Origin of the sequence: Nitrospirillum bahiense (assembly GCF_007828025.1) — a bacterium.
Lineage (GTDB): Bacteria > Pseudomonadota > Alphaproteobacteria > Azospirillales > Azospirillaceae > Nitrospirillum > Nitrospirillum amazonense.
Genome location: NZ_VITO01000009.1, coordinates 57,064 through 76,597, shown reverse-complemented (window position 1 = coordinate 76,597; position 19,534 = coordinate 57,064). Strand labels below are relative to the sequence as shown.

15 protein-coding genes are annotated in these 19,534 nt (G+C 65.5%); 7 read left to right on the top strand and 8 right to left on the bottom strand.

All coding sequences use genetic code 11. The features are described 5' to 3' along the window. Window positions 1–2: 2 nt before the first annotated feature. From FBZ88_RS14640 to FBZ88_RS14605, 8 genes are all read right to left on the bottom strand, one after another. A complete protein-coding gene (locus FBZ88_RS14640; protein WP_145617886.1) occupies window positions 3–1,148 on the bottom strand; it encodes an acyl-CoA dehydrogenase family protein in 1,146 nt (381 codons plus the stop codon). Between the two features lie 24 nt (window positions 1,149–1,172). Further along, the gene (locus tag FBZ88_RS14635; protein WP_145617883.1) at window positions 1,173–2,249 is read right to left on the bottom strand and encodes an acyl-CoA dehydrogenase family protein; all 1,077 of its coding nucleotides are present in this window, start codon (window positions 2,247–2,249) and stop codon (window positions 1,173–1,175) included. Between the two features lie 20 nt (window positions 2,250–2,269). After that, on the bottom strand, window positions 2,270–3,181 hold the full coding sequence (locus FBZ88_RS14630; protein ID WP_145617882.1) for an NAD(P)-dependent oxidoreductase: 912 nt from the start codon (window positions 3,179–3,181) through the stop codon (window positions 2,270–2,272). 49 nt (window positions 3,182–3,230) lie between these two features. Further along, window positions 3,231–4,664 carry an aldehyde dehydrogenase family protein gene (locus FBZ88_RS14625; protein ID WP_145617880.1) on the bottom strand — a complete coding sequence of 478 codons (1,434 nt, stop codon included), beginning with the start codon at window positions 4,662–4,664 and terminating at the stop codon, window positions 3,231–3,233. 4 nt (window positions 4,665–4,668) lie between these two features. Then, the gene (locus FBZ88_RS14620) at window positions 4,669–5,955 is read right to left on the bottom strand and encodes a CaiB/BaiF CoA transferase family protein (RefSeq protein ID WP_211102669.1); all 1,287 of its coding nucleotides are present in this window, start codon (window positions 5,953–5,955) and stop codon (window positions 4,669–4,671) included. Window positions 5,956–6,018: 63 nt separating this feature from the next. Beyond that, on the bottom strand, window positions 6,019–7,950 hold the full coding sequence (locus FBZ88_RS14615; protein ID WP_145617878.1) for a flavin-containing monooxygenase: 1,932 nt from the start codon (window positions 7,948–7,950) through the stop codon (window positions 6,019–6,021). A 54-nt stretch (window positions 7,951–8,004) separates the two neighbouring features. Continuing rightward, on the bottom strand, window positions 8,005–8,859 hold the full coding sequence (locus FBZ88_RS14610; protein ID WP_145617875.1) for an SDR family NAD(P)-dependent oxidoreductase: 855 nt from the start codon (window positions 8,857–8,859) through the stop codon (window positions 8,005–8,007). A 32-nt stretch (window positions 8,860–8,891) separates the two neighbouring features. Beyond that, window positions 8,892–11,402 carry a TonB-dependent receptor gene (locus FBZ88_RS14605; RefSeq protein ID WP_186464413.1) on the bottom strand — a complete coding sequence of 837 codons (2,511 nt, stop codon included), beginning with the start codon at window positions 11,400–11,402 and terminating at the stop codon, window positions 8,892–8,894. Window positions 11,403–11,814: 412 nt separating this feature from the next. Between FBZ88_RS14605 and FBZ88_RS14600 the strand changes: the two genes are divergently transcribed. The 7 genes from FBZ88_RS14600 (at window position 11,815) to FBZ88_RS14570 (ending at window position 19,458) form a co-directional block, all read left to right on the top strand. Then, window positions 11,815–12,579, top strand: coding sequence for an SDR family oxidoreductase (locus FBZ88_RS14600; RefSeq protein WP_145613643.1), 765 nt, complete (start codon window positions 11,815–11,817; stop codon window positions 12,577–12,579). 16 nt (window positions 12,580–12,595) lie between these two features. Further along, complete coding sequence (locus tag FBZ88_RS14595) at window positions 12,596–13,438, top strand: SDR family NAD(P)-dependent oxidoreductase (protein WP_145617868.1); 843 nt, start codon at window positions 12,596–12,598, stop codon at window positions 13,436–13,438. Window positions 13,439–13,459: 21 nt separating this feature from the next. Continuing rightward, entirely contained in the window at window positions 13,460–14,257 is a 798-nt protein-coding gene (locus FBZ88_RS14590) for an SDR family NAD(P)-dependent oxidoreductase (RefSeq protein ID WP_145613641.1), read from the top strand. Between the two features lie 197 nt (window positions 14,258–14,454). Further along, entirely contained in the window at window positions 14,455–15,138 is a 684-nt protein-coding gene (locus tag FBZ88_RS14585; protein WP_145613640.1) for a hypothetical protein, read from the top strand. A 58-nt stretch (window positions 15,139–15,196) separates the two neighbouring features. After that, window positions 15,197–16,141 (top strand): alpha/beta hydrolase, encoded by a 945-nt coding sequence (locus FBZ88_RS14580; RefSeq protein ID WP_186464412.1) that lies wholly within the window; start codon window positions 15,197–15,199, stop codon window positions 16,139–16,141. A gap of 109 nt (window positions 16,142–16,250) precedes the next feature. Beyond that, window positions 16,251–16,544: a hypothetical protein gene (locus FBZ88_RS14575; protein WP_145617862.1), complete on the top strand. Its 294-nt coding sequence runs from the start codon at window positions 16,251–16,253 to the stop codon at window positions 16,542–16,544. A gap of 523 nt (window positions 16,545–17,067) precedes the next feature. Beyond that, entirely contained in the window at window positions 17,068–19,458 is a 2,391-nt protein-coding gene (locus tag FBZ88_RS14570) for a TonB-dependent receptor (protein WP_186464411.1), read from the top strand. Window positions 19,459–19,534: the final 76 nt, after the last annotated feature.

Sequence of the window (19,534 nt, the reverse complement as noted above, 5' to 3'; positions counted from 1 at the left end):
GGTCAGCGCAGGCCCAGGCCGCGCGCGATGATGCCGCGAAGGATTTCCCGCGTTCCGCCGCGAAGCGAGAAGGCGGGCGCGTTCAGGATGGCGTAGCCCTGCACCGCCTGGAAAATGTCGTCCGATCCCAGCATCGGCTCCGTCGCCACCAGTTGGCGGGCCAGTTCGGGAATTTCCTGTTCCACGATGGCGCCGAGGTCCTTGACCAGGGCGGCTTGCAGTGCCGGGTTCGCCCCTTCCTGCAACAGGCCGGCCACCGATCGGGACAAACGCCGCAGCACCGCGAGATGGCTGCTCAGGCGGCCCAGCACGGCTAGCGCCTGGTCGGACGGATCAGTTCCCAGCGCCCGGATCAATTCGACCAGTAGCACGAAGGTCGACAGGAAGCGCTCCGGCCCGCTGCGCTCATAGGCTAGTTCGCCCATCACCTGGTTCCAGCCGTCGCCCTCCGTGCCGAGCAAGGCGCTGGCGGGTAGCGGCGCATCCTCGAACACCACTTCGTTGAAGTGCCGCTCACCCGACAGATCGGCGATGGGGCGGATGGTGATGCCCGGCAACGTCAGGTCCACCAGAAACTGGCTGGTGCCACCGTGCCGATCGTCGACACCGCCGGTACGGCAGTAGAGGATCATGTAGTGGGACTTGTGGGCGTAGGTGGTCCACAGCTTGGTGCCGTTGACCCGCCAACCGTCCTGGGTCCTTACGGCGCGCGTGCGCACGGCCGCGAGGTCGGATCCGGAGTCAGGCTCGCTCATGCCGATGCAGAAAAAGCATTCGCCGGCGGCGATGCGGGGCAGGAGGTGGCGCTTCTGCTCCTCGGTCCCCTCCTTCAGCAACAGGGGGCCGCTTTGCCGGTCGGCGATCCAATGGGCGGCTACGGGCGCGCCGGCGGCCAACAGCTCTTCCAGAACGATGTAGCGCTCCAGCGCGCTCCGCTCCCGGCCGCCATATTCCTTGGGCCAGGTCATGCCGATCCAGCCGCGCTGTCCCAGCTTACGGCTGAAATCGGCATCGAATCCGCTCCAGGATTTGATGCGCTGGGACGCAGGGCGACCGGCCAGTTCCTCGGCCAGGAACTCGCGCACTTCGGCTCGCAGATCATCCGCCCCTGGCGGGAGGATGGGCGGCGGGAATGCGAAATGAGACATGATGGTTCCTCGCAATCGGCGGGCCTAAAGGGTGGTGAGCAGGGGCCAGAGCCCCTCAGGGCCCGCGGCGGCCATGCGCCGGCCGATCAGGCGCTGCCAATGGGCGTCGTTGCCGAACTCATCCCGCCATGACCACAGGCGCTTGGTCAGGAAATGCAGGGCGTGCTCATGGGTGAAGCCGATGGCGCCATGAACCTGGTGGGCGATAGCGGCGATCATCCCCGCCGCCTCGCCGGCCCGGGCCTTGCCGATGGCAACCGGAAGGGGGTCGGCTTCTCCTGGTTGGGAATAGGCGTCCAGGTAGCCTGCGGCCAAGTCGGCGGCGCCCTTTGTGGCGGCGACCTGGCCCGCCATCAGGGCCAAGGATTGCTGAACGGCCTGGAATTTGCCGATGGGCCGGCCGAACTGGCTGCGCTCGTTGGCGTAGGCCACGGTCATGTCCAGGACGCGGGCGGCGGCGCCCGCCAAGGCCACGGTGCGGAACGCCGCGCCCAAGGCCAGGGGGTGGCAAATCGTGATGCCGGCCGGCAGCGGGGCGACGGCATCCCCGGGCAACTCCAAATCCACCTCCAGCCGATCGCGCGGCTCCAGCGCCAGGTTGCGGCCGGGCAGCGGCGTGACGTCCGATCGGGCGACACGGGCGGCAAGCACCTGGCCCTCAGCCTCCGCAACGATGACGATGTCACCGGCGATGCTGGCCCAGGGCACACGCTCGGCCCCACCATGGAGGTGCCAGCCAGCCCCCCGCCGCTCCAGGGTGAAGCGGTCGCCGGGCCGGGCGGGTGCCAGGGTGGCCGGTCCCTCGGCCAAAGGCAGGCCGGCATCGGCCAGCAGACGGTTGGCCAGCATGGTTTCCGCCAAAGGGACTGGCAGGGCGGTGGTCGCGGCGCTGGCGACCAGCCCAGCGGCGTCGGCCGCCTCCAATCCAACGCCGCCCGCCTCCTCCGGCACCAGGGCCAGGGGCAATCCCATCATCTGCACCCGGTCCCAGGCCGGCTGGTCCCAAACTCCGGCTTCGGCCTCATAAAGCCGGGCCGGGGTCGCCAAGTCGGCGAACAACCGGGCCGACATGTCCCGCACGATTTCACTGGTCTCGCTCACCGTTGCCGCTCCCCGTTGCGTCAGGACGCCTGGGGGGACAGGCGGGGCGGAGCGACGCCGGCGATCTCGCAGGCGTAGTCCAGCAGGGCGGAGAAGTCCCGGCCCGCATAGTCGCCGCCCCGCGCCGCGCCCAAGGCGGACGCCGCCGCCTGACCGACCGGCAAGCCCAGGCGCTGCTGTGATGCCGCGGCCAGGGCCAGCATCAGATCCTTGTGCGCCAGATCGATGGTGAACCCAGGCGCCGTGTCGCCCTTCAGCACCTTGCTGGGGAAATTGATCATGAGCTGGCCGTTGGTGGCGGTGGTGCCGCCGGCGACGTCGCGCATGGTCGCCACGTTCAGTCCCAGCTTCGTGCCCAGCAACAGGGCTTCCGCCGTCAGTTGCGCCCCCACGATGGCCAGATAGTTGTTCACGATCTTGGTGCGCGTGCCGCTGCCCTCCGGTCCGCAGCGCAGGATGGTGGTGCCCATGGCCTGCAACAGGGGCAGGGCGCGGGCATGGCCTTCATCACTGGCTCCCACCATAAATAGGGATTCGCCGCGCTCGGCGTGGCTGACCAGGCGGCCGACGGGGGCGTCGACGAAGGTCTGGCCTTCCCGGCGGCAGGCATCCGCCACGTCATCCGTGGTTGCGGGGTCGATGGTGCTCATGTCGATCACCAGACTGCCGGCCCGCAGATGAGCCAACACACCATCGGGTCCCAGCATGACGCTGCGGACATGGGGTGGGGCGGGCAGCATGGTGATGACGATGCCGGCTTCACGGACGGCGTCGGCCAGGCTGCCAGCCGGCTTGGCGCCCGCCGCCACCAGGGCGTCCAGCTTGGCGCGGTCAAGGTCGAAGCCGATGACGCGAAAGCCCTTGCGGACCAGATTGCTGGCCATGGGCAACCCCATGGCGCCAAGGCCGATGAAGGCGATGGTGTCGGTCATGTCGTTGACCTCCTTTCAAAGGATGGGCCGGATGACGGCCGGGGATGGCTCAACCGATGACCCCGTGGTTGACGTAGGCGGTCTTGCCCTCGGTGAAGAATTCGATGGCGGCGCTGCCCTGTTCGCGTCCGCCATAACCCGAGGCGCCGCGGCCGCCGAACGGCACGTGGTAGTCGATGCCGGCGGTGGGGGCGTTCACCATCACCAGGCCGGCATGGGACCGGCGGCGGAAGGCTTCGGCGGCGGAGAGCGAGCGGGTGACCACGCCGCTGGACAGGGCGTGTTCGCTGTCGTTGGCGATCGCAATCGCGTGGTCCAGGTCGTCAGCGGATATGATGCAGGCCACGGGCCCGAAAACCTCGTCACGATTGATGCGCATGGCGTTGTTGGTGCCGACGAACAGTGCCGGTTCCATGAACCAGCCCGGCCGGTCCAGGCGCTTGCCGCCGCAGGCCAGTTCAGCCCCCTCGGTCCGGGCTTCCGCGACATAGCCCAGGTTCTTCTGCAACTGGCCCTCGTTGACCACCGGGCCCATGTCGGTTTCAGGCGCCATGGGGTCGCCCACCCGCAGGCCCCGGGTCCTGGCGACCAGGCGTTCGACGAAGGCGTCGTGGACATGGCGATGGACGATGATGCGGCTGGTGGCTGTGCAGCGCTGGCCCGTTGAGTGGAAGGCCCCCTGCACGGCGATGTCGGCCGCCAGATCGAGGTCGGCGTCGTCCAGCACCACCAGCGGGTTCTTGCCGCCCAGCTCCAACTGGACCTTGATGCGTCGGGGGACGCTGCGGGCCAGGATGTCCTGCCCCACCCCTGGCGAGCCGGTGAAGCTGATGGCATCCGCGCCATCCACCAGCGCCGGGCCGAGACGAGACCCGGGACCCATCACCAGGTTGAAGACGCCGGCCGGCAGCCCGGCCTGGTGCAGCAGGCTGGCCAATTCCCAGGCGCAGGCGGGCGTGACGTCCGATGGCTTCAGGACGACGGTATTGCCGTAGGCCATCGCATAGGCCGTCTTCCAGGCCGGCAGGGCCATGGGGAAGTTCCAGGGCGTTATCAGGCCCACGACACCGACCGGTTCCCGGCTTACGACCACGGTCATGCCATCGCGCAGGCCGGGCAGGCTCTCGCCACCGGCGCGCAGCGGCTCGCCCGCCGCGTAGTGGAAAATCTGGGCACTGCGCCGCACCTCGCCGATACCCTCCCGCAGGGTCTTGCCTTCCTCCCGCGTCAGCAGGGCACCCAATTCCTCGGCGTGGGCATGGAGCAGGTCACCCGTCCGGCGCAGGATATCCGACCGCGTCTGCGGGTTGGTGGCCGCCCAGGCCGGTGCTGCGGCACGCGCGGCGGCAATCGCTTCGGCGGCCTGGTCCGGGCTGGCGCAGGCGTAGTGTCCGATGACGTCGTCGGGGTTGGCCGGGTTGGAATTGGGCGTGAGACGGATGCCCGCCACTTGCCGCCCGCCAATCCAGTTCAGCTTTTCCATGATATCAATCCTCTGTCTGCGAGGCGGGCGTTTCGGGGGCGCTCTGGACCACGCCCCGGCTGGCCAGTCCGTCCACCGTTTGCGGGTCCAATCCCAGGATTCGCCCCAGAACCTTGGCCGTCTGCGCTCCCACCCGGGGGGGCGCCAAGGTGTAGCGGGCCGGTGTGCGCGACAGCTTGGCCGGGAAACCCACGACGGGGATGGGGGTGCCGTCCAGCGCCGCCAGTTCATGCACCAGGCCGCGGGCCGCGATCTGGGGATCGGCGAAGACCTGGTCGACGCGGTTTATGGGGCCGGCCGGAACGCCCGCGCGGGCCAGGTGATCGATCAAGGGCGCCATTTCCCAGCCGGCGATGCTGTCCGCCAGCGCCGCCTCCAGCGTCTCGCGATGGCGCTGGCGGCCGGGGTTCGCCGTGTAGCGGGGATCGGCCGCCAAGTCGGCGCGATCCAACGCCTGGCACAGGGCGCGGAACTGGCCGTCGTTGCCCACCGCGACGATGATGTGCCCATCCCGCGTGGCGAAGCAGCGATAGGGGACGACGTTGGGGTGACCGTTGCCCAACCGACGGGGCACTTGGCCACCCACCAGCCAGTTCATGCCCTGGTTCGCCAGCAGGGCCACTTGCGTGTCCAACAGCGCGCAGTCGATATGCTGGCCCTCGCCCGTGCGTTCATGATGGCGTAAGGCGGCCAGGATGGACACCGTGGCGTAGAGGCCGGTGAACAGGTCGGAGACCGGCACGCCCACTTTCAATGGCTCGGCCCCCGGCGTGCCATCCGGTTGACCGGTGACGCTCATCAGGCCGCTCATTCCTTGGATCAGGAAGTCATAACCGCCCCGGGCCGCATAGGGGCCGGTCTGGCCGAACCCGGTGATGGAGCAGTAGATCAGGCCGGGGTTTTCGGCCGCCAGGCTGGCGTAGTCCAACCCATAGCGGGCCAAGCCTCCCACCTTGAAGTTCTCCAGCACGATGTGGCTGCGGCGGGCCAACTGGCGCACCAGCGCCGCTCCCTCAGGCTTGGCGATGTCGATGGCCACCGACTGCTTGTTGCGGTTGCAGGCCAGATAATAGGCGCTGAACGGGTCGGCGTCGGTATCGCGGCTGGGGAGATAGGGAGGGCCCCAACTTCGGGTATCGTCTCCCTTGCCGGGTTGCTCGATCTTGATGACGTCGGCGCCCAGGTCGCCCAGGATCTGGGACGCCCAGGGCCCCGCCAGCACGCGGCTGAGGTCCAGGACCCGGATGCCGGCCAGCGCTGCCGGGGTGGGGGAAGTGTCGTCAGGGGGCACGAAAGACGTCTCTCATGGGGGCGGGTGGCGGCGGTCCGGCTGGGACCGCCGCTTTGGAACCGGTCAACGCAGAAGGGTGAAGTCGTTGAGGTCCGGCTTGCGCATGGCCGTCCAATAGTCGACCAGTCGATACGGCCAGGACAGGAAGATGCGGCCCTTGCTGTTGTTGTAGTAACTGTTGGCCTTGGGGTGGGTCCAAATCATGTCCTGCATGCGCCGGTCGATGCGCTCGTTGAAGGCGTCGAACGCCATCCTCGTTGGCTCGATGGCCTTGGCGCCGGCGGCCACCACCGCATCCAGGCACTCGATGATGTAGTTGACCTGGACTTCGGAGATCAGGTTCTGGCCCGCGGCATGATTGGGCGCGCTGTTCGGACCCACCGTGTAGAAGAAGTTGGGGAAGCCCGGGATGGTCACGCCCAGATGCGAGCGGGGGTCGTCCTCGCCCCAGATCCGGCCCAGGTCGGCGCCCTCGCGTCCGATGACGGTAAGGGAGCCCAGCATCTTGGCGACGTTGAACCCGGTGGCCAGCGCCAGCACGTCCGCGTGCAGGCGGGTCCCGTCCTTCAGCACCACGGCGTCGGCCTCGATATGATCGACCGCCCGGTTCTCCAGGGTCACGTTGTCCCGCTTCAGGGTATCGAACCAGCCATCGTCCAGCAGGATGCGCTTGGAGAAGATCGGGTGGTCGGGAAGCAGCTTCTCGAACAGGTCCGGCCGGTCCGCTGTTGCCGCCTGCAGCTGGGACAACGCAAACTGGCGCATGCCCTCGTTATGGGCCGAGACCGACAAATCCGAGCCCGTCCAGTTGGGGTCCTTCACGACGTTCACGAACAACCCATCGCCGGCGAACCAGTAGACGCGATAACGGAACCATTCCTTGTAATGCGGGATATGGCGCAGGGCGAATTTGACGCCTTCCGTGACCTGGCGGCCGATTTCCGGATTGCGGATGACCCAGTGGCGCGAGCGCTGCAGGATGGTCAGATGCTTTACCGACGGTGCGATGGCAGGCGCCAGCTGCACGCCGCTGGCCCCGGTTCCGATCATGACCACGTCCTTGCCGCCCAGGTCGACACGGGTATCCCAGGCGGCCGTGTGCATGGCCGGACCCTTGAAGTCCTTCAGCCCCGGCATGTCCGGCAACTGCCAGCGGTTCAAAGGGCCATGGGCGTTGATGACGGCGTTCGCGTCGATGACCCATTCCCGACCATCGTTCGACCGCACGGTGACGTGCCACAGGCCCAGGTCGGCGTCATAGACGCAGGAGAGGACCTGGGTGTTGAAGATGGTCCGATCCCGGATACCGTACTTGTCCGCCACCCGCAGCAGGTAATCCTGCATATCGTGGCCCTTGGGGTGGTAGTGGTTCCACTCCGGATTGATCTCGAAGGAGAAGGAGTAGAAGTGGCTGGGCGTGTCGACCCCCACGCCGGGATAGCGGTTCTCGTACCAGGTACCGCCGACCTCGGGATTCTTCTCGATGATGACATGGTCGTAGCCGGCCTCCGCCAGCTTGATGCCGGCGACGATGCCGGTCATGCCGCAGCCGATGACCAACACCTTGAAGCCGGCCGGCGCCGCGCGCCCCGGCACGCTGGAGCGGGGAACCGGCGTTTCGAACCCCATCTGCTCCAGCAGCATGGGCACGCATTCCTCATCCACGGTCTCAGCCACGCCGACGCTCATCATCCGGCGCATCAGGTCCTGCGACAGCGGCCGTTCGACGGGCGGCGGCGATTGGGTCAGCAGACCGAAGAGACGATCGCGCAGTTCCTGCTCCAATTCCGCCGGGACGGGTGCGGGATTATGGGCGTAGGGGGAGTGGATATGCGGGGCGAACCGCTCCAGCATCCCCTCATCCTCCGTGTAGTGCATGTAGACCATGAGCAGGGTGGGCAGGTTGGCGTCGGTCAAGGCTTGGCGCAGTCCGTCATGGTCCCGGATGGGCAGGCTGCGCGCGTCTGAAACGGGGACCGGGGAGTGGGGTGCCATGGGACAGTCTTCCTTGGGGCGGAGGGTCGTGAGGGCAGGCGGGAGGCTGCCGGGTCAGCTTTCCAGGAGGTGCCTGGCCTGCTCGCTGAGGGTGGGGTCGGTCTGCCGGGTCAGGAAGTCGACGCGCCCCGCGATCATGCCGGTCGTCATTTCCGGCTGGGTCGAGACCCAGAACCGGCCCTCGGCGATCTGCGCCACGATGCGCTGGCAGCCCTCGTCCAGGTCCATGCCGTAGGTGGACATCAGCTCGCGCATGACCTTGCGGTGGTGGCTGGCGGCCGGCGGTTCGCCCTTGCCGCCCGCCTCATCGAAGATCGAAGTCTTCAGCATGCCGGGAATGACCGAACTGACCCGGATCGGCGCCTTGGCCATCTGCAGTTCCAGGAACAGGCATTCGCTGAAAGACTGCACCGCGTGCTTGCTCATGATGTAGGCGGTCTGCGTGGGCATGACCCCGAAGGAGCCGACCGAGGCCAGGTTGGCGATCCACGCCGGCTGGCCGGCTTTAAGCATGTGGGGCACGAAGGCGCGGACCCCGTGGACGGCGCCGTGGATGTTGACGTTCAGCGTCGTCTCCCACCGCTCGGCCGGGACTTCCCAGCTGAAGCCGATGGTCTCGATACCGGCGTTGTTGACCAGCAGCTTGACGGCGCCATGGCGGCGGAACAGGTCCGCCGCCAGGCGGTCCAGTTCCGCCGGTCGCGACACGTCCAACGTTTGCGCTTCCGCCCGGCCCCCCTGGGCGCGGATGGCGGCAGCCACCGCTTCAGCGCGGTCACCGGCGATATCGGTCACCACCACGTGCATGCCCAGTTGCCCCAGCCGCCGGGCGATGCCGGAGCCGATGCCGGCCCCCGCCCCGGTGACGACGGCGACGCCGCTGCCGAATACTTCCTGTTCGATGCTCATCTGAATTCCCCTTGAGGATCACCGGCGTGGGCTCAGTCGCCGAAGCGGTAGCGCAGCGACAAGCCGTACATGCGCGGCTCGCCGTAAATGGACGCGGAGCTGCCGAACGCGGTGTCGGTCAGGTTGCTGTTGCTGATGCGGTAGACCTTGTCCGTGGCGTTGGTGACGAACAGACGCAGATCCAGCGGCCGGTTCAGCAGATCCTGCCACTCCAGGCTGAGGTTCAGCAGTCCATACGGGGCTAGCGTGGCGCCCGGCTCTCCTGCCGGCGTCGAAATGGATGAGGCGAATTGCTGGTCCACCCAGGAGAAATTGGCCGTTCCCACCAGGGAGCCCAGGGAGCGCCCCAGGTCGTACTGGTAGCGGGCGTTGAGGTTGAACTGGTGCCTGGGGGCGAAGGGGAAGGGGATGCAGCTGAGGTTGGCGCTGACCGCCTTGGCGCCCGGCAGATAGGGGGAAGGCACGGCCAGCGGGCCGCTGCAGGTATCCTTCATCGTGACCAGCGGATCGGGCGGGATGTCGATGTGGAAGTTGTTGTAGTGGGCGTCCATGTAGGCGTAGGAGCCGCTCAGCTCCAGGCCCTTGGCGGGTCGTACTGAAAGCTCCAGTTCCACGCCACGGACGGTGGATGCGCCGGCATTGAAGATGCGGGCCCCCTGGTCCAGGCCGGACGCGTTCTGGAAGCCGTTGAAGGCGTTGTCGGCGCTGTTGCGCTGTATCCCGTCGTCTTCCATGTCGTAGAGGGTGGCGTTCAGCCGGACGGGAATGTCGGCGACGCTGAAGTCGGTCTTGGTTCCGACCTCGTAATTGGTGACGTGCTCGGGCGCGTAGGTCAGGCCATCCTGCTGCACCCCGACCATGTTGAAGCCGCCGGCCTTATAGCCGCGGGTGACCTTGCCATAGACGATGGTGTTCGCGGCCAGGCGGTAGTCCAACCCGACGGTCCAGGTGGTGGCCGCGGCGGTCTTGCTGGCCTGCGCCTCCGGGATATTGAAGTAGCTGCTGGCGTAGCGCCGGCCGTCATAGCTGTCCCAGGTCTCGCGGACACCGGCGGTCAGCTTCAGGCCGTCCAGTGCGCCGACATAGGCGCCGAGATCAAGATCGGACTGGGCGTAGACAGCCTTGCTCTGGGTCTTGACCGAATAGAGCACCATGCCCGGTTCGCCGAAGTTGAAGCTGCCCAGCGCCTGCAGGCCTTCCGGCTGGACATCGGAATAGAACAGGCCAACCACGGTGTTCAGTTTGTCGGCCAGGAATTTGCCCTGGATCTGCGGCTCGACGCTGAGCTGGCTCAGGTTGGTGATGTTGGTGCCCTGGCCCACTTGGCCGAAGCTGCCGGGTGTCCCGGCCACCACCAGGGTGGGGTTTTGCGCGGTCAGCGGCAGAATGGAACCATCGAGGTCCCAGGCGTAGCCCTGCTTCATCCGCTGATAGCCGAAGATATTGCGGAACAGCAGCGTGTCCGTCAGGTCGACCTTCAGGATGTCGGTCAGGCTCCAGACCTTCAGATCGTCGAACTCGTTGGTGTTCAGCGCCGTCTCGCGGGGGCCCAGGGCCCGCTGGCGGGCCAGAATGCCTTGGGCGATCGTGGGGTCGTTGCTGCCGTACAGCGGGTCCGTCGGCTGGCGATAGAACAGGTTGCCGGCTAGGTTCGACAGGTTGGCGCCGGTGTTGGCATCGCTGATGGACAGGCCGGTTCCGTTGTCGTGGCTTTGCGTGTAGTAGGCGACCAGATAGTTCTCAACCCGCTCCGTCGGTGTCCAGTTAACACCCAGACGAACTGTGTCGTAGTGGCGGTCGTCGTAGTCCTTGCCGGCGAAGCCGTTGGACGGGCCGTTGGGCGTCAGCACGTAGCCGTAACCGAAGGCCTGTGGGCCGACATCCTTGGTATAGCCGTCGCGGTCCACCTTGCGGAACGACAGGCGGACAGCCAGCTTGTCGTCGACGGGGACGTTGATGACCCCTTCGTATTCCCGGTCGTTGTAGTTACCGACCTGGGCCTGGAAATAGCCCTCGAATTTATCGGTGGGCTTGGCCGGCCCCAGCAGCAAGGCGCCGCCTGTGGTGTTCTTGCCGAACAGCGTGCCCTGCGGCCCGCGCAGCACCTGCAAGGACTCCAGATCGAAGAACGTGCCCGGTCCGCCCTGATTCGAAATGATCGCGCCCTGGATCAGCGGCACCTCGGCGAAATAGTTCACGACGCCGACTGGGGCGAGATAGCTTTGCCCCTGACCGCGGATCACGACGGTTTCGGCGTTTCGGGTGGTGCCGTTGGACGTCACCATCAATGACGGGATCTTGCCGGGCAGATCCTGGGGCGTGCTGATGTTCTGTTCGTGCAGGGTGTCGGTGCTGACTGCGGTGATGGCGGTCGGAACGTCCTGAATGCGCTCCGCACGGCGGTTGGCCGTGACAATGATGTCATTGAGCGTGTTCGCATCTGTCGTGTTGGCGGGGGCTGCCGTCGAGGGCGGGACGGCGGATGGTGCCGTCGTTTGAGCGGCCGCGACGCCGGCAACCAAGGATAAAGCCGTACCGGACAACAACATTCCCAACAGCCAAGGGTTTCCTCTCCGCACGCTGTTTCCTCCCTGCATGGTTTTGTTTATTTGCGCGCCTTTCCGGGGCGCCCACCGTCATCGCTGGATGTGTTCGATCTGGAATGGCGGTCGGCGCCTCCAACTTCGCCGCGTTCAGGCGATGGGGCCGACATCCGCTCTTGCGCTCCCGTCGCGCGCAATCCTCCCTCAGCTGCTCATTCTGCGATGGCGCTACGTGCCTAGGATGTGAGTGTTCACTTACAAAGTCAATATGCGTTGACGGTTGCGTTCATGAAAGCGCATAGTGCTGGTATATCGACAGTTTAAAACGTTATTTGCGTAGATATATGTCGCTCTCGGGTCGCATACGCGGGCTCTGGGATAAAGTGACGTAATAAGGAACGGGGGAGGGAAGATGGCTCGAACCGTGCTGGTAACGGGATCGGCGTCGGGTATTGGCTTGGCCGTGCGCCGCCGATTGGAGGCCGCAGGCGACCGCGTGATCGGTGCCGATATCCGTGATGCCGAGATCGAAGCGGATTTGGCCACGGCGGATGGCCGGCGGTGGCTGGTGGAGCGGGCCCATGCCCTGGCGCCTGAGGGGCTGGATGGTGTCGTCGCCAACGCCGGGATCTCGCGGCCGGACCGGCCGGAGGAGACGTTGGCCGTCAACTATTTCGGTGCCGTCGCCACGCTGGAGGGGCTGCGCCCGCTGCTGGCGTTGTCCTCACGAGGTCGCGCCGTCGCCACCTGCTCGACGGCGGCACTGCTGCCGGTGGGAGATGCGGTGGCCGCCACTTGCCTGACAGGGGATGAGGCTGCCGCGCTGGCTGTCCTTTCCGACAGTCCGGAAGTGGCTTATCCGGCGTCGAAAAAGGCGTTGGCGCTATGGCTGCGCCGCACCGCTGTGCATCCGGAATGGGCGGGCGCCGGCATCCTTCTGAATGGTGTGGCGCCGGGTGTGGTGGAGACACCCATGACCGCGCAGTTGCTGGCGGATGCACAGATGCGGGCGGTGATCGACCAGACCAACCCCATGGCGGTCCCCGGTTTTGCCAGGCCGGATGAGATCGCGGAGTTGATCATCTACCTGCTGGGTTTCGAGGGGCACTACCTCCTGGGCCAGATCATCTTCAACGACGGTGGGACGGATGCGCTGATGCGACCGGACCGGTTCTGAGCACGGGGAAGCGGGAATGTCCGGTCGTCTAAATGGGAAGGTCGCCTTGATCACCGGCGGCGCTTCCGGCATCGGCTTGGCGATGGTCCGGCTGTTCGTGGCCGAAGGCGCGCGCATTGTCGTCGCCGACATCCAGGATGACAAGGGACGGGCGCTGGAGCAGGTCCATGACGGGCGGGTGCGCCACATTCGGTGCGATGTCACGCAGGAGGCGGAAATCGCCGCCGCCGTCGCCCTGGCGTCAACGTCGTTCGGCGGGCTGGACATCCTGGTCAACAATGCCGGCATTTGCGACATGATGCCTTCCATCACCGCGATCGAGGCCGAGCAGTGGGACTGGATCTTCCAAGTCCTGCTGCGGGGACCCGCCTTGGGCATGAAGTACGCCGCCCCGTTGCTGGCAGCGCGCGGCGGTGGCGCCATCGTCAATGTCGCGTCCGTGGCGGGCATGCAGGCGGGATGGGGACCGATCGCTTATTCCACGGCCAAGGCCGGCCTGCTGCACCTGACGCGCACGGTGGCAGCTGAATTGTCCCCTCAGCGTATACGGGTCAACGCCGTGTGCCCCGGCATGATCGCCACGTCCATCTTTGGCGCTTCATTGGGTATGGACCGGCCGGCTGCGGACCAGTTCGCTGCCCGTGTGGCGGAGGTGTGCGCGCATGCCCAGCCCATTCCCCGGGCCGGGCAGCCGGAAGACATCGCCTGCGCGGCCTTATACTTGGCCAGTGAGGAGGCGAGTTTCGTTACCGGCGTCAGCTTTGTCGTCGACGGCGGGTTGAGCGTGGGGCCGCGTCACGCCTGGGACGCCAACGCGCCCAATCCCCTGGCCGATCTGGCCCGTGACCAGGCGCAATGACTGCGAGATAGGGAGGAAAAGGTGGATCGACTGAAGGACCGTGTCGCCATTGTCACCGGTGGTGCCAAGGGCATGGGGGCGGCCACTTGCCGCCTGTTCGCGGCCGAGGGCGCATACGTTGTCGTGGCCGACATGGCGGATGACGAGGGACGCGCCCTTGCCATGGAATTGGGGCCGCGGGGGCAATATTTCCCGCTGGATGTCCGGAAGGGGGCGGCATGGGAAGCGTTGGTGGCCGATGTCACGCAGCGCTGGGGGCGCATAGACGCCCTGGTGAACAACGCCGGCGTCCTGCACTTCGCGGACATCGAACACCTTGCCGAAGAAGACTTCGACCGGGTCTACCAGGTGAACGTGAAGGGCGCGTTCCTGGGCCTGAAGCATGTCGGTGGCGTGATGAAGGCTGCCGGCCGGGGGGCTGTGGTCAACATCTCGTCCATTGACGGGCTGCGTGGCAGCAATGGTGTGGCCGCCTATGTCGCCAGCAAGTGGGCTCTCCGTGGGCTGACGCGGGCGGCGGCCCTGGAACTCGGCCACCATGGTGTCCGCGTCAATTCCGTCCATCCCGGGGGCATCGACACCACCATGGGCAATCCCATGGGCCTTTCGGGACAAGCCAAGAACCGGGGCTATGAGGTCGTTCCCTTGCAGCGCATGGGGGAAACCCAGGAAGTCGCGGCCGCCAGCCTGTTCCTCTGTTCCGACGATGCCTCCTACATCTGCGGGGCCGAATTGGCGGTGGATGGCGGCTGGTCGGCCGGCCATTACCATGTGTTCCTGCAAGGGGCTCCGTCTTCCATCGCGCAGTCCTTCACCTGACCGATCACGCTGGGCTATTGGCTTGGATAAATTGTAAGTAAGTGCACGCTTAGTATTGCGCGACCCCGTCATGCCCGCTACGCTGGTGGTAGAAGAAGTAAGACTTCCGACGCCGCTGGGAGGGCGTCACCCCTGACGGTGCTTGAGCCGATATCGCGCCTAAGCCCTTGAAATAATGAAACCAGGGAGGAAGCCTCGTGTCGAACGCGGGCCAGGAACCGAAGGGCGGCGCCGAGCGCCATCTGGGACATATCGCCTTACATTATCGCGTGCCGGAGGAGGGGCCGCTGGCCGCGCGTCTGCTGATGCTGGTGGGCTTTCAGGTCGTGCAGGATTTTCCCATGCCCGATGGAACACGCTTCTATCAGCTGGCGTTGGACGGCGCTGAAGCGGCGGCGGGCCAGGGGATCGTCTATCTCTCCGCGCTGCCGGCGCCGGATCGCGCCTTGATGGCGGCGGTGCACGCGGCCTTGCGCGTAGGTGAAGTCGATGAGCATCCCGCCGTGGCGGGCTTCCGCGCGGCGCAGGCCAGCGATCCCGAATATGGCTTCCACGTCGGCATCGTGGCCCGGTCCTTGGACTGGGTGGAGCGGACGATGCTGGCGGCGCGCGAGTTGGCGGCGAACGATCCTGCTTTCAAGGGGCGGCTGAACCTGCTGGCCAACCGATCGCGCCGGGGTACGGCGGCGGTGGACGAGCGGCTGGATACCTCCCCCGTCTTCGGGGATACGCCGCGCTACACCTATGGTCGGCACGCGGTCCAGGCTTTCATCGAGACCGACATTTTCGCCGCCGGGCCGTTGGGTGAGAAGCTGGTTCTGGAACTCGATTACGTCTTCCCCGGCTACCCCGAGAACATGTTCACCAAGACCGAAATCTGACTTGTCGCTTCCCGTTGGCGGGGAAGCCGCGCCGATCTCGCTGTCTCTGGAGCAAACCATGAATATTTCGCCGCAACTGAAACCCTTCGTCGATGCCGCTGCCCATTTCCCCAAGGTGGACAGCATTCCCCTGGCCGTTTTACGCAAGGCGGTGCGGGACGCGTCGCTGGCCTTTCCGCCGTTGGCGGTGCCCATCGCCAAGATCGAGGATCGCGTCATCGCCGGCCCGGCGGGCGACCTGCGCCTGCGGCTCTACACCCCGGCAAGTGGAACTCCGGCACCGGTATTGGTCTATTTCCATGGCGGCGGCTTCGTCATGGGGGACCTGGATACGCAGGACATGATCTGCCGGGGCCTGTGTCATGCGGCGGGATGCTTGGTGGTTTCGGTGGACTACCGCCTGGCGCCCGAGCATCCATTCCCGGCGGGGCCTGATGACTGCTGGGCGGCCACCTGCTGGGCCGCCGACCATGCCGAGGAGATCGGCGGCATTCCCGGCCGCTTGGCCGTGGCTGGGGACAGCGCCGGTGCGGTGCTGGCGGCGTCGGTGGCCCTGCGGGCCCGCGATGAAGGCGGCCCCCAACTGGATGGGCAGGTGCTGATCTATGGATCGGGCGGCTATCCCCGCGGTGAGACGGCGTCTTGGCGCGACTATCCCGTGGCCCCCTTCATCAGCACCGAGGACACGTTCTTCTATTGGCATCAATACCTGTCACAGGTGGAGGCGCAGCGGGATAATCCGCTGGCGTCGCCCAATCGCGCCGAATCCCATGTTGGCGCCGCGCCGGCCTTCATCGCCACGGCTGAATTCGACCCGACCCGTGATGATGCGGAAGGCTATGGCCTGCTTCTTGTGGCTGCGGGCGTTCCCGTCACCACCCGGCGTTATGTCGGCATGGTGCACGGCTTTGTTTCCTGGCTTGGCGTGATCGACGCGGCGCAGACGGCCGTGGATGATGTAGGCGGCTGGCTACGCCAGCAATTCAGCGCGAAGGCCGGGTAGCCGGCCGGCTGGGTTCTCTGCCTGTGCGTGCGTTGCCTGAGAGACCGATACAACAACGGTGGTCCTGACGCGGAATCCGCGCAAACCGCCGAACCCCGGGGAGGCGGACATGGCTCTATCCAAGGCGAGCGGTAAGCACTTTTCCAGCATGGTCTTCAGGTCCGGGCGAAGCGCCCATGGGGCCCGGGGGTGGGACAATGGGGGGCGGGACAGTGGCTTCCGCCTGCATTACATTGGTGTGTCGGTGGCCGCCGGCCTCCTGGTGCTGGTGGCCGTGTTGTTGCTTCACTCCCTCAAGCCGGCCCTGTTGTCACGCCTGGTGACCGATCCCCTGGTGGCCGCCCAGGCGCAGATTGCCCGTGGATATCATTGCAAGGCCAACGGCTCGTTTATCGGGTGCTGAAGCGATCTGTTTATCGCACCCTGCCGGAACCCGGTGGCTTGGCCAATTGAAGGCCGGGTGCCTTGCAAGAGCCCCTTTGACCCCATTCACGCGCGTGCCTTCGCCGTGTGCCGCGCCATGCCCGCGAGTTTGTCCGCGGATATGGCGCGGATGCGTCGCCGTGCTCTGAGGGCCGCCGGCCATCGCGGCTACGCAAAGTGGGGTTCTTGGCCACAATGACCGCCAAAATGCGGCGCCACTACATAGAGATGTTGCGCAATAGTGCGTATCATGTACTATGAAGCCGTTATTTGCGTAAAAGATGATAGTGCAGACGTCGCAATTGCCGGAAGGGTGATTGGCGCGACGGGAAACTGCGTCTCCGGCGATTGGGCTCGCCGAATTAGTCAAAAGTCAAAGAGCCGAGGCGGAAACAAGCCTGCGGCATACGGGGAGGGAAGACATGTCTTTGCGTTCATACGCCCGAGGTGCGTCCACGCTTGGTGGCAGTTTCGCTGGTGCAACACTGGCGGGGGTCGCCGCCTTGTCCTTGTGTTTGGCCACCACCGCACGGGCCCAGCCTGTCGCCGCATCCGGCGCGTCGGATAGCCAGGGAGCGACGGAGCTTGAGGAAATCATCGTCACCGCGACCCGCCATTCCCAGGCGCTGAAGGATGTGCCGATGGCGGTCGATGCCGTGTCCTCGGCGGACATGGCGAAGTACAACATCCTAGCGGTGCAGGATGTCCAGCAGCTGACGCCGGGGCTTGAGATCGCGAACACCACCGGACGCAACCAGGCCGCCACATTGCGTGGCATTCCCTTCGATCCCGATACGGGATCGGCGCCGGCGGTCGATGTCTATTTCAACGAGATCAACATCGACGCACAGACGGCCTTCACCTCGCTCTATGACGTCAGCCAGGTCGAGGTCCTGCGCGGGCCCCAGGGTCTGCTGCGTGGACGGACGGCCCCGGCGGGCGCCATCACCATCACCACCCGCAAGCCTGACATGGACAAGGTTGGGGGCTATGCCCAGATGACGGTGTCGGACCGGGGCGGGCGGAACGTGCAGGGCGCGATCAACGCCCCCATCGTCGACAATGTGCTGGCCGTTCGTGTTGCCGGTGTCCTCGACGGCAACCGGATCAATGACGTTCGGAACGTCAACAATGGCGAGCGCTCGCACGGCCGCACGGGCAGCGTGCGTGCCACGGTGGAATATGATCCGACGCCCGACCTGCAGTTCGTCGTGACCGACCAGTACATGAAAAGCCGGAATGTTCAGTTCCAGCAGGTGGCCGGCAACGGCAATTCCATTCTGGCGTCGGGGCCGGGTTTTCCTCCCACGGTGAAGCTGGCCGCCAACGGTCCGGTCGCTGGTGCCGACGACTACATCGCGGTGGCCGACGGCATCCCGCAATTCGTCAGCGAAACCAACTTGATCACCTTTGAAGGCTCCTGGGATCTGGGGCCGGCCACCCTGGTGCTGAACGCCGGTGATCAACAGGCTGTCCTGAACCAGCTGGTCGATCTTGATGTGGGGAATAGCCTACCTGGTTACCAGCAGCTCCAGAAAAATCACATTAGCTATTACATCCGGTCCGCCGAATTGCGCTTGCAGTCCAATGGCCAGAATTTTTGGAACTACTTGGTAGGTGTCTCCTACTATTCAGAAGGTACGCCGACGACCACAACCCAGCCCAATGACCAGTTCCTGACCGGGCTGTATCCTTCCCCACCGCAGCCGGGTTCATTCTATCCCTTCTACAATGTCATTCCGGTGAATGTCAGGATCACCGTTCCGGGGACCACGTATGTGTCCTCGCTCTATGCCAGCAACAGCTTCCAGTTCACCGACCAACTGGGGTTGCAGGTGGGTGCCCGCTACACTCATTCCCGCAGCCAGCAACAGAGCTTCCTGACCGTCAGTTCGGCCGGGACCACGGTCTACGACAACTTTGGGACGCTGCCCAACAGCGCGGCCTACCGGTCGCAGGACTATGTGACCGGCGGCGCCAACCTGACCTATAAGCTGACCGATGACATTTCCACCTACATCAGCTATGGGCGTTCCTACCGTGTCGGCCCGGCCTCGGTCGGTGTAACGGCGCAGCTGAATAGCGCGTTGATCGTCGCGAAGAACGAGTCCTCCAATTCCTACGAATTGGGCCTGAAGGGCAGTTTCCTGGGCAACCGGCTGTCGGCCAATGTCGACGTCTTCCACCAGGACTTCACCAACTACATCGGTCGCACGACTGATACCATCAATGCGTCCGACGGTCTCTACGGGCCGGGGATCGTGGACTCCACCCTGCAACTGAACTGGAACGGGAACGTCAGCTCGACCGGTATCGAGGCCCAGCTCCGTGGCCAGATTCTCGACAACTGGACCGCTGGTGCCAACGTCAGCTATGTCGATGCGCACTATGAGAACGGCCAGATGCCGTGCAACATCTTCGACGCCAACGGCACGCCCATCCTGAATACCCCGACGGTGGGCGTGTCCTATTGCCCCTACAACGGCCGGATCGCCCAGACCTCCAAGTTTCACCTGTCGGCCAACACCGAATATGATTTCGACGTGGGGGCGGTGCAGCCCTTCATCCGGGCGTTGGTGACCTATCAACCGGGGTTCTATTCGTCGGTCGACCATTACCAGTTCAACGATATCACCGAGATGAATCTCTATGTCGGTGTCCGCGGCAAGGACGACCGGTGGAGCCTGACCCTGTTCGCCAAGAACCTGTTTGACACGCGGGAGATCACCGCCATCAACAGCGCCAACGCCAGCTATCCGTCAGTCGTGGGCACTTATCTCGCCACGCCGCCCTATTTTGCAGAGACCGCCGGTCCCGCCTTCAACTCCGGCTACCGTCTGGTCAGCACGACCCGGCCGCGGGAACTGGGGATGACGCTGTCCTATGAGTTTTGAGAGAACTGATTTTCCGGCCCTGACTCCTGGCTGACCGTGTATCTAAATCTGGTGGGGGCGATCTTCGGCTCGTTCC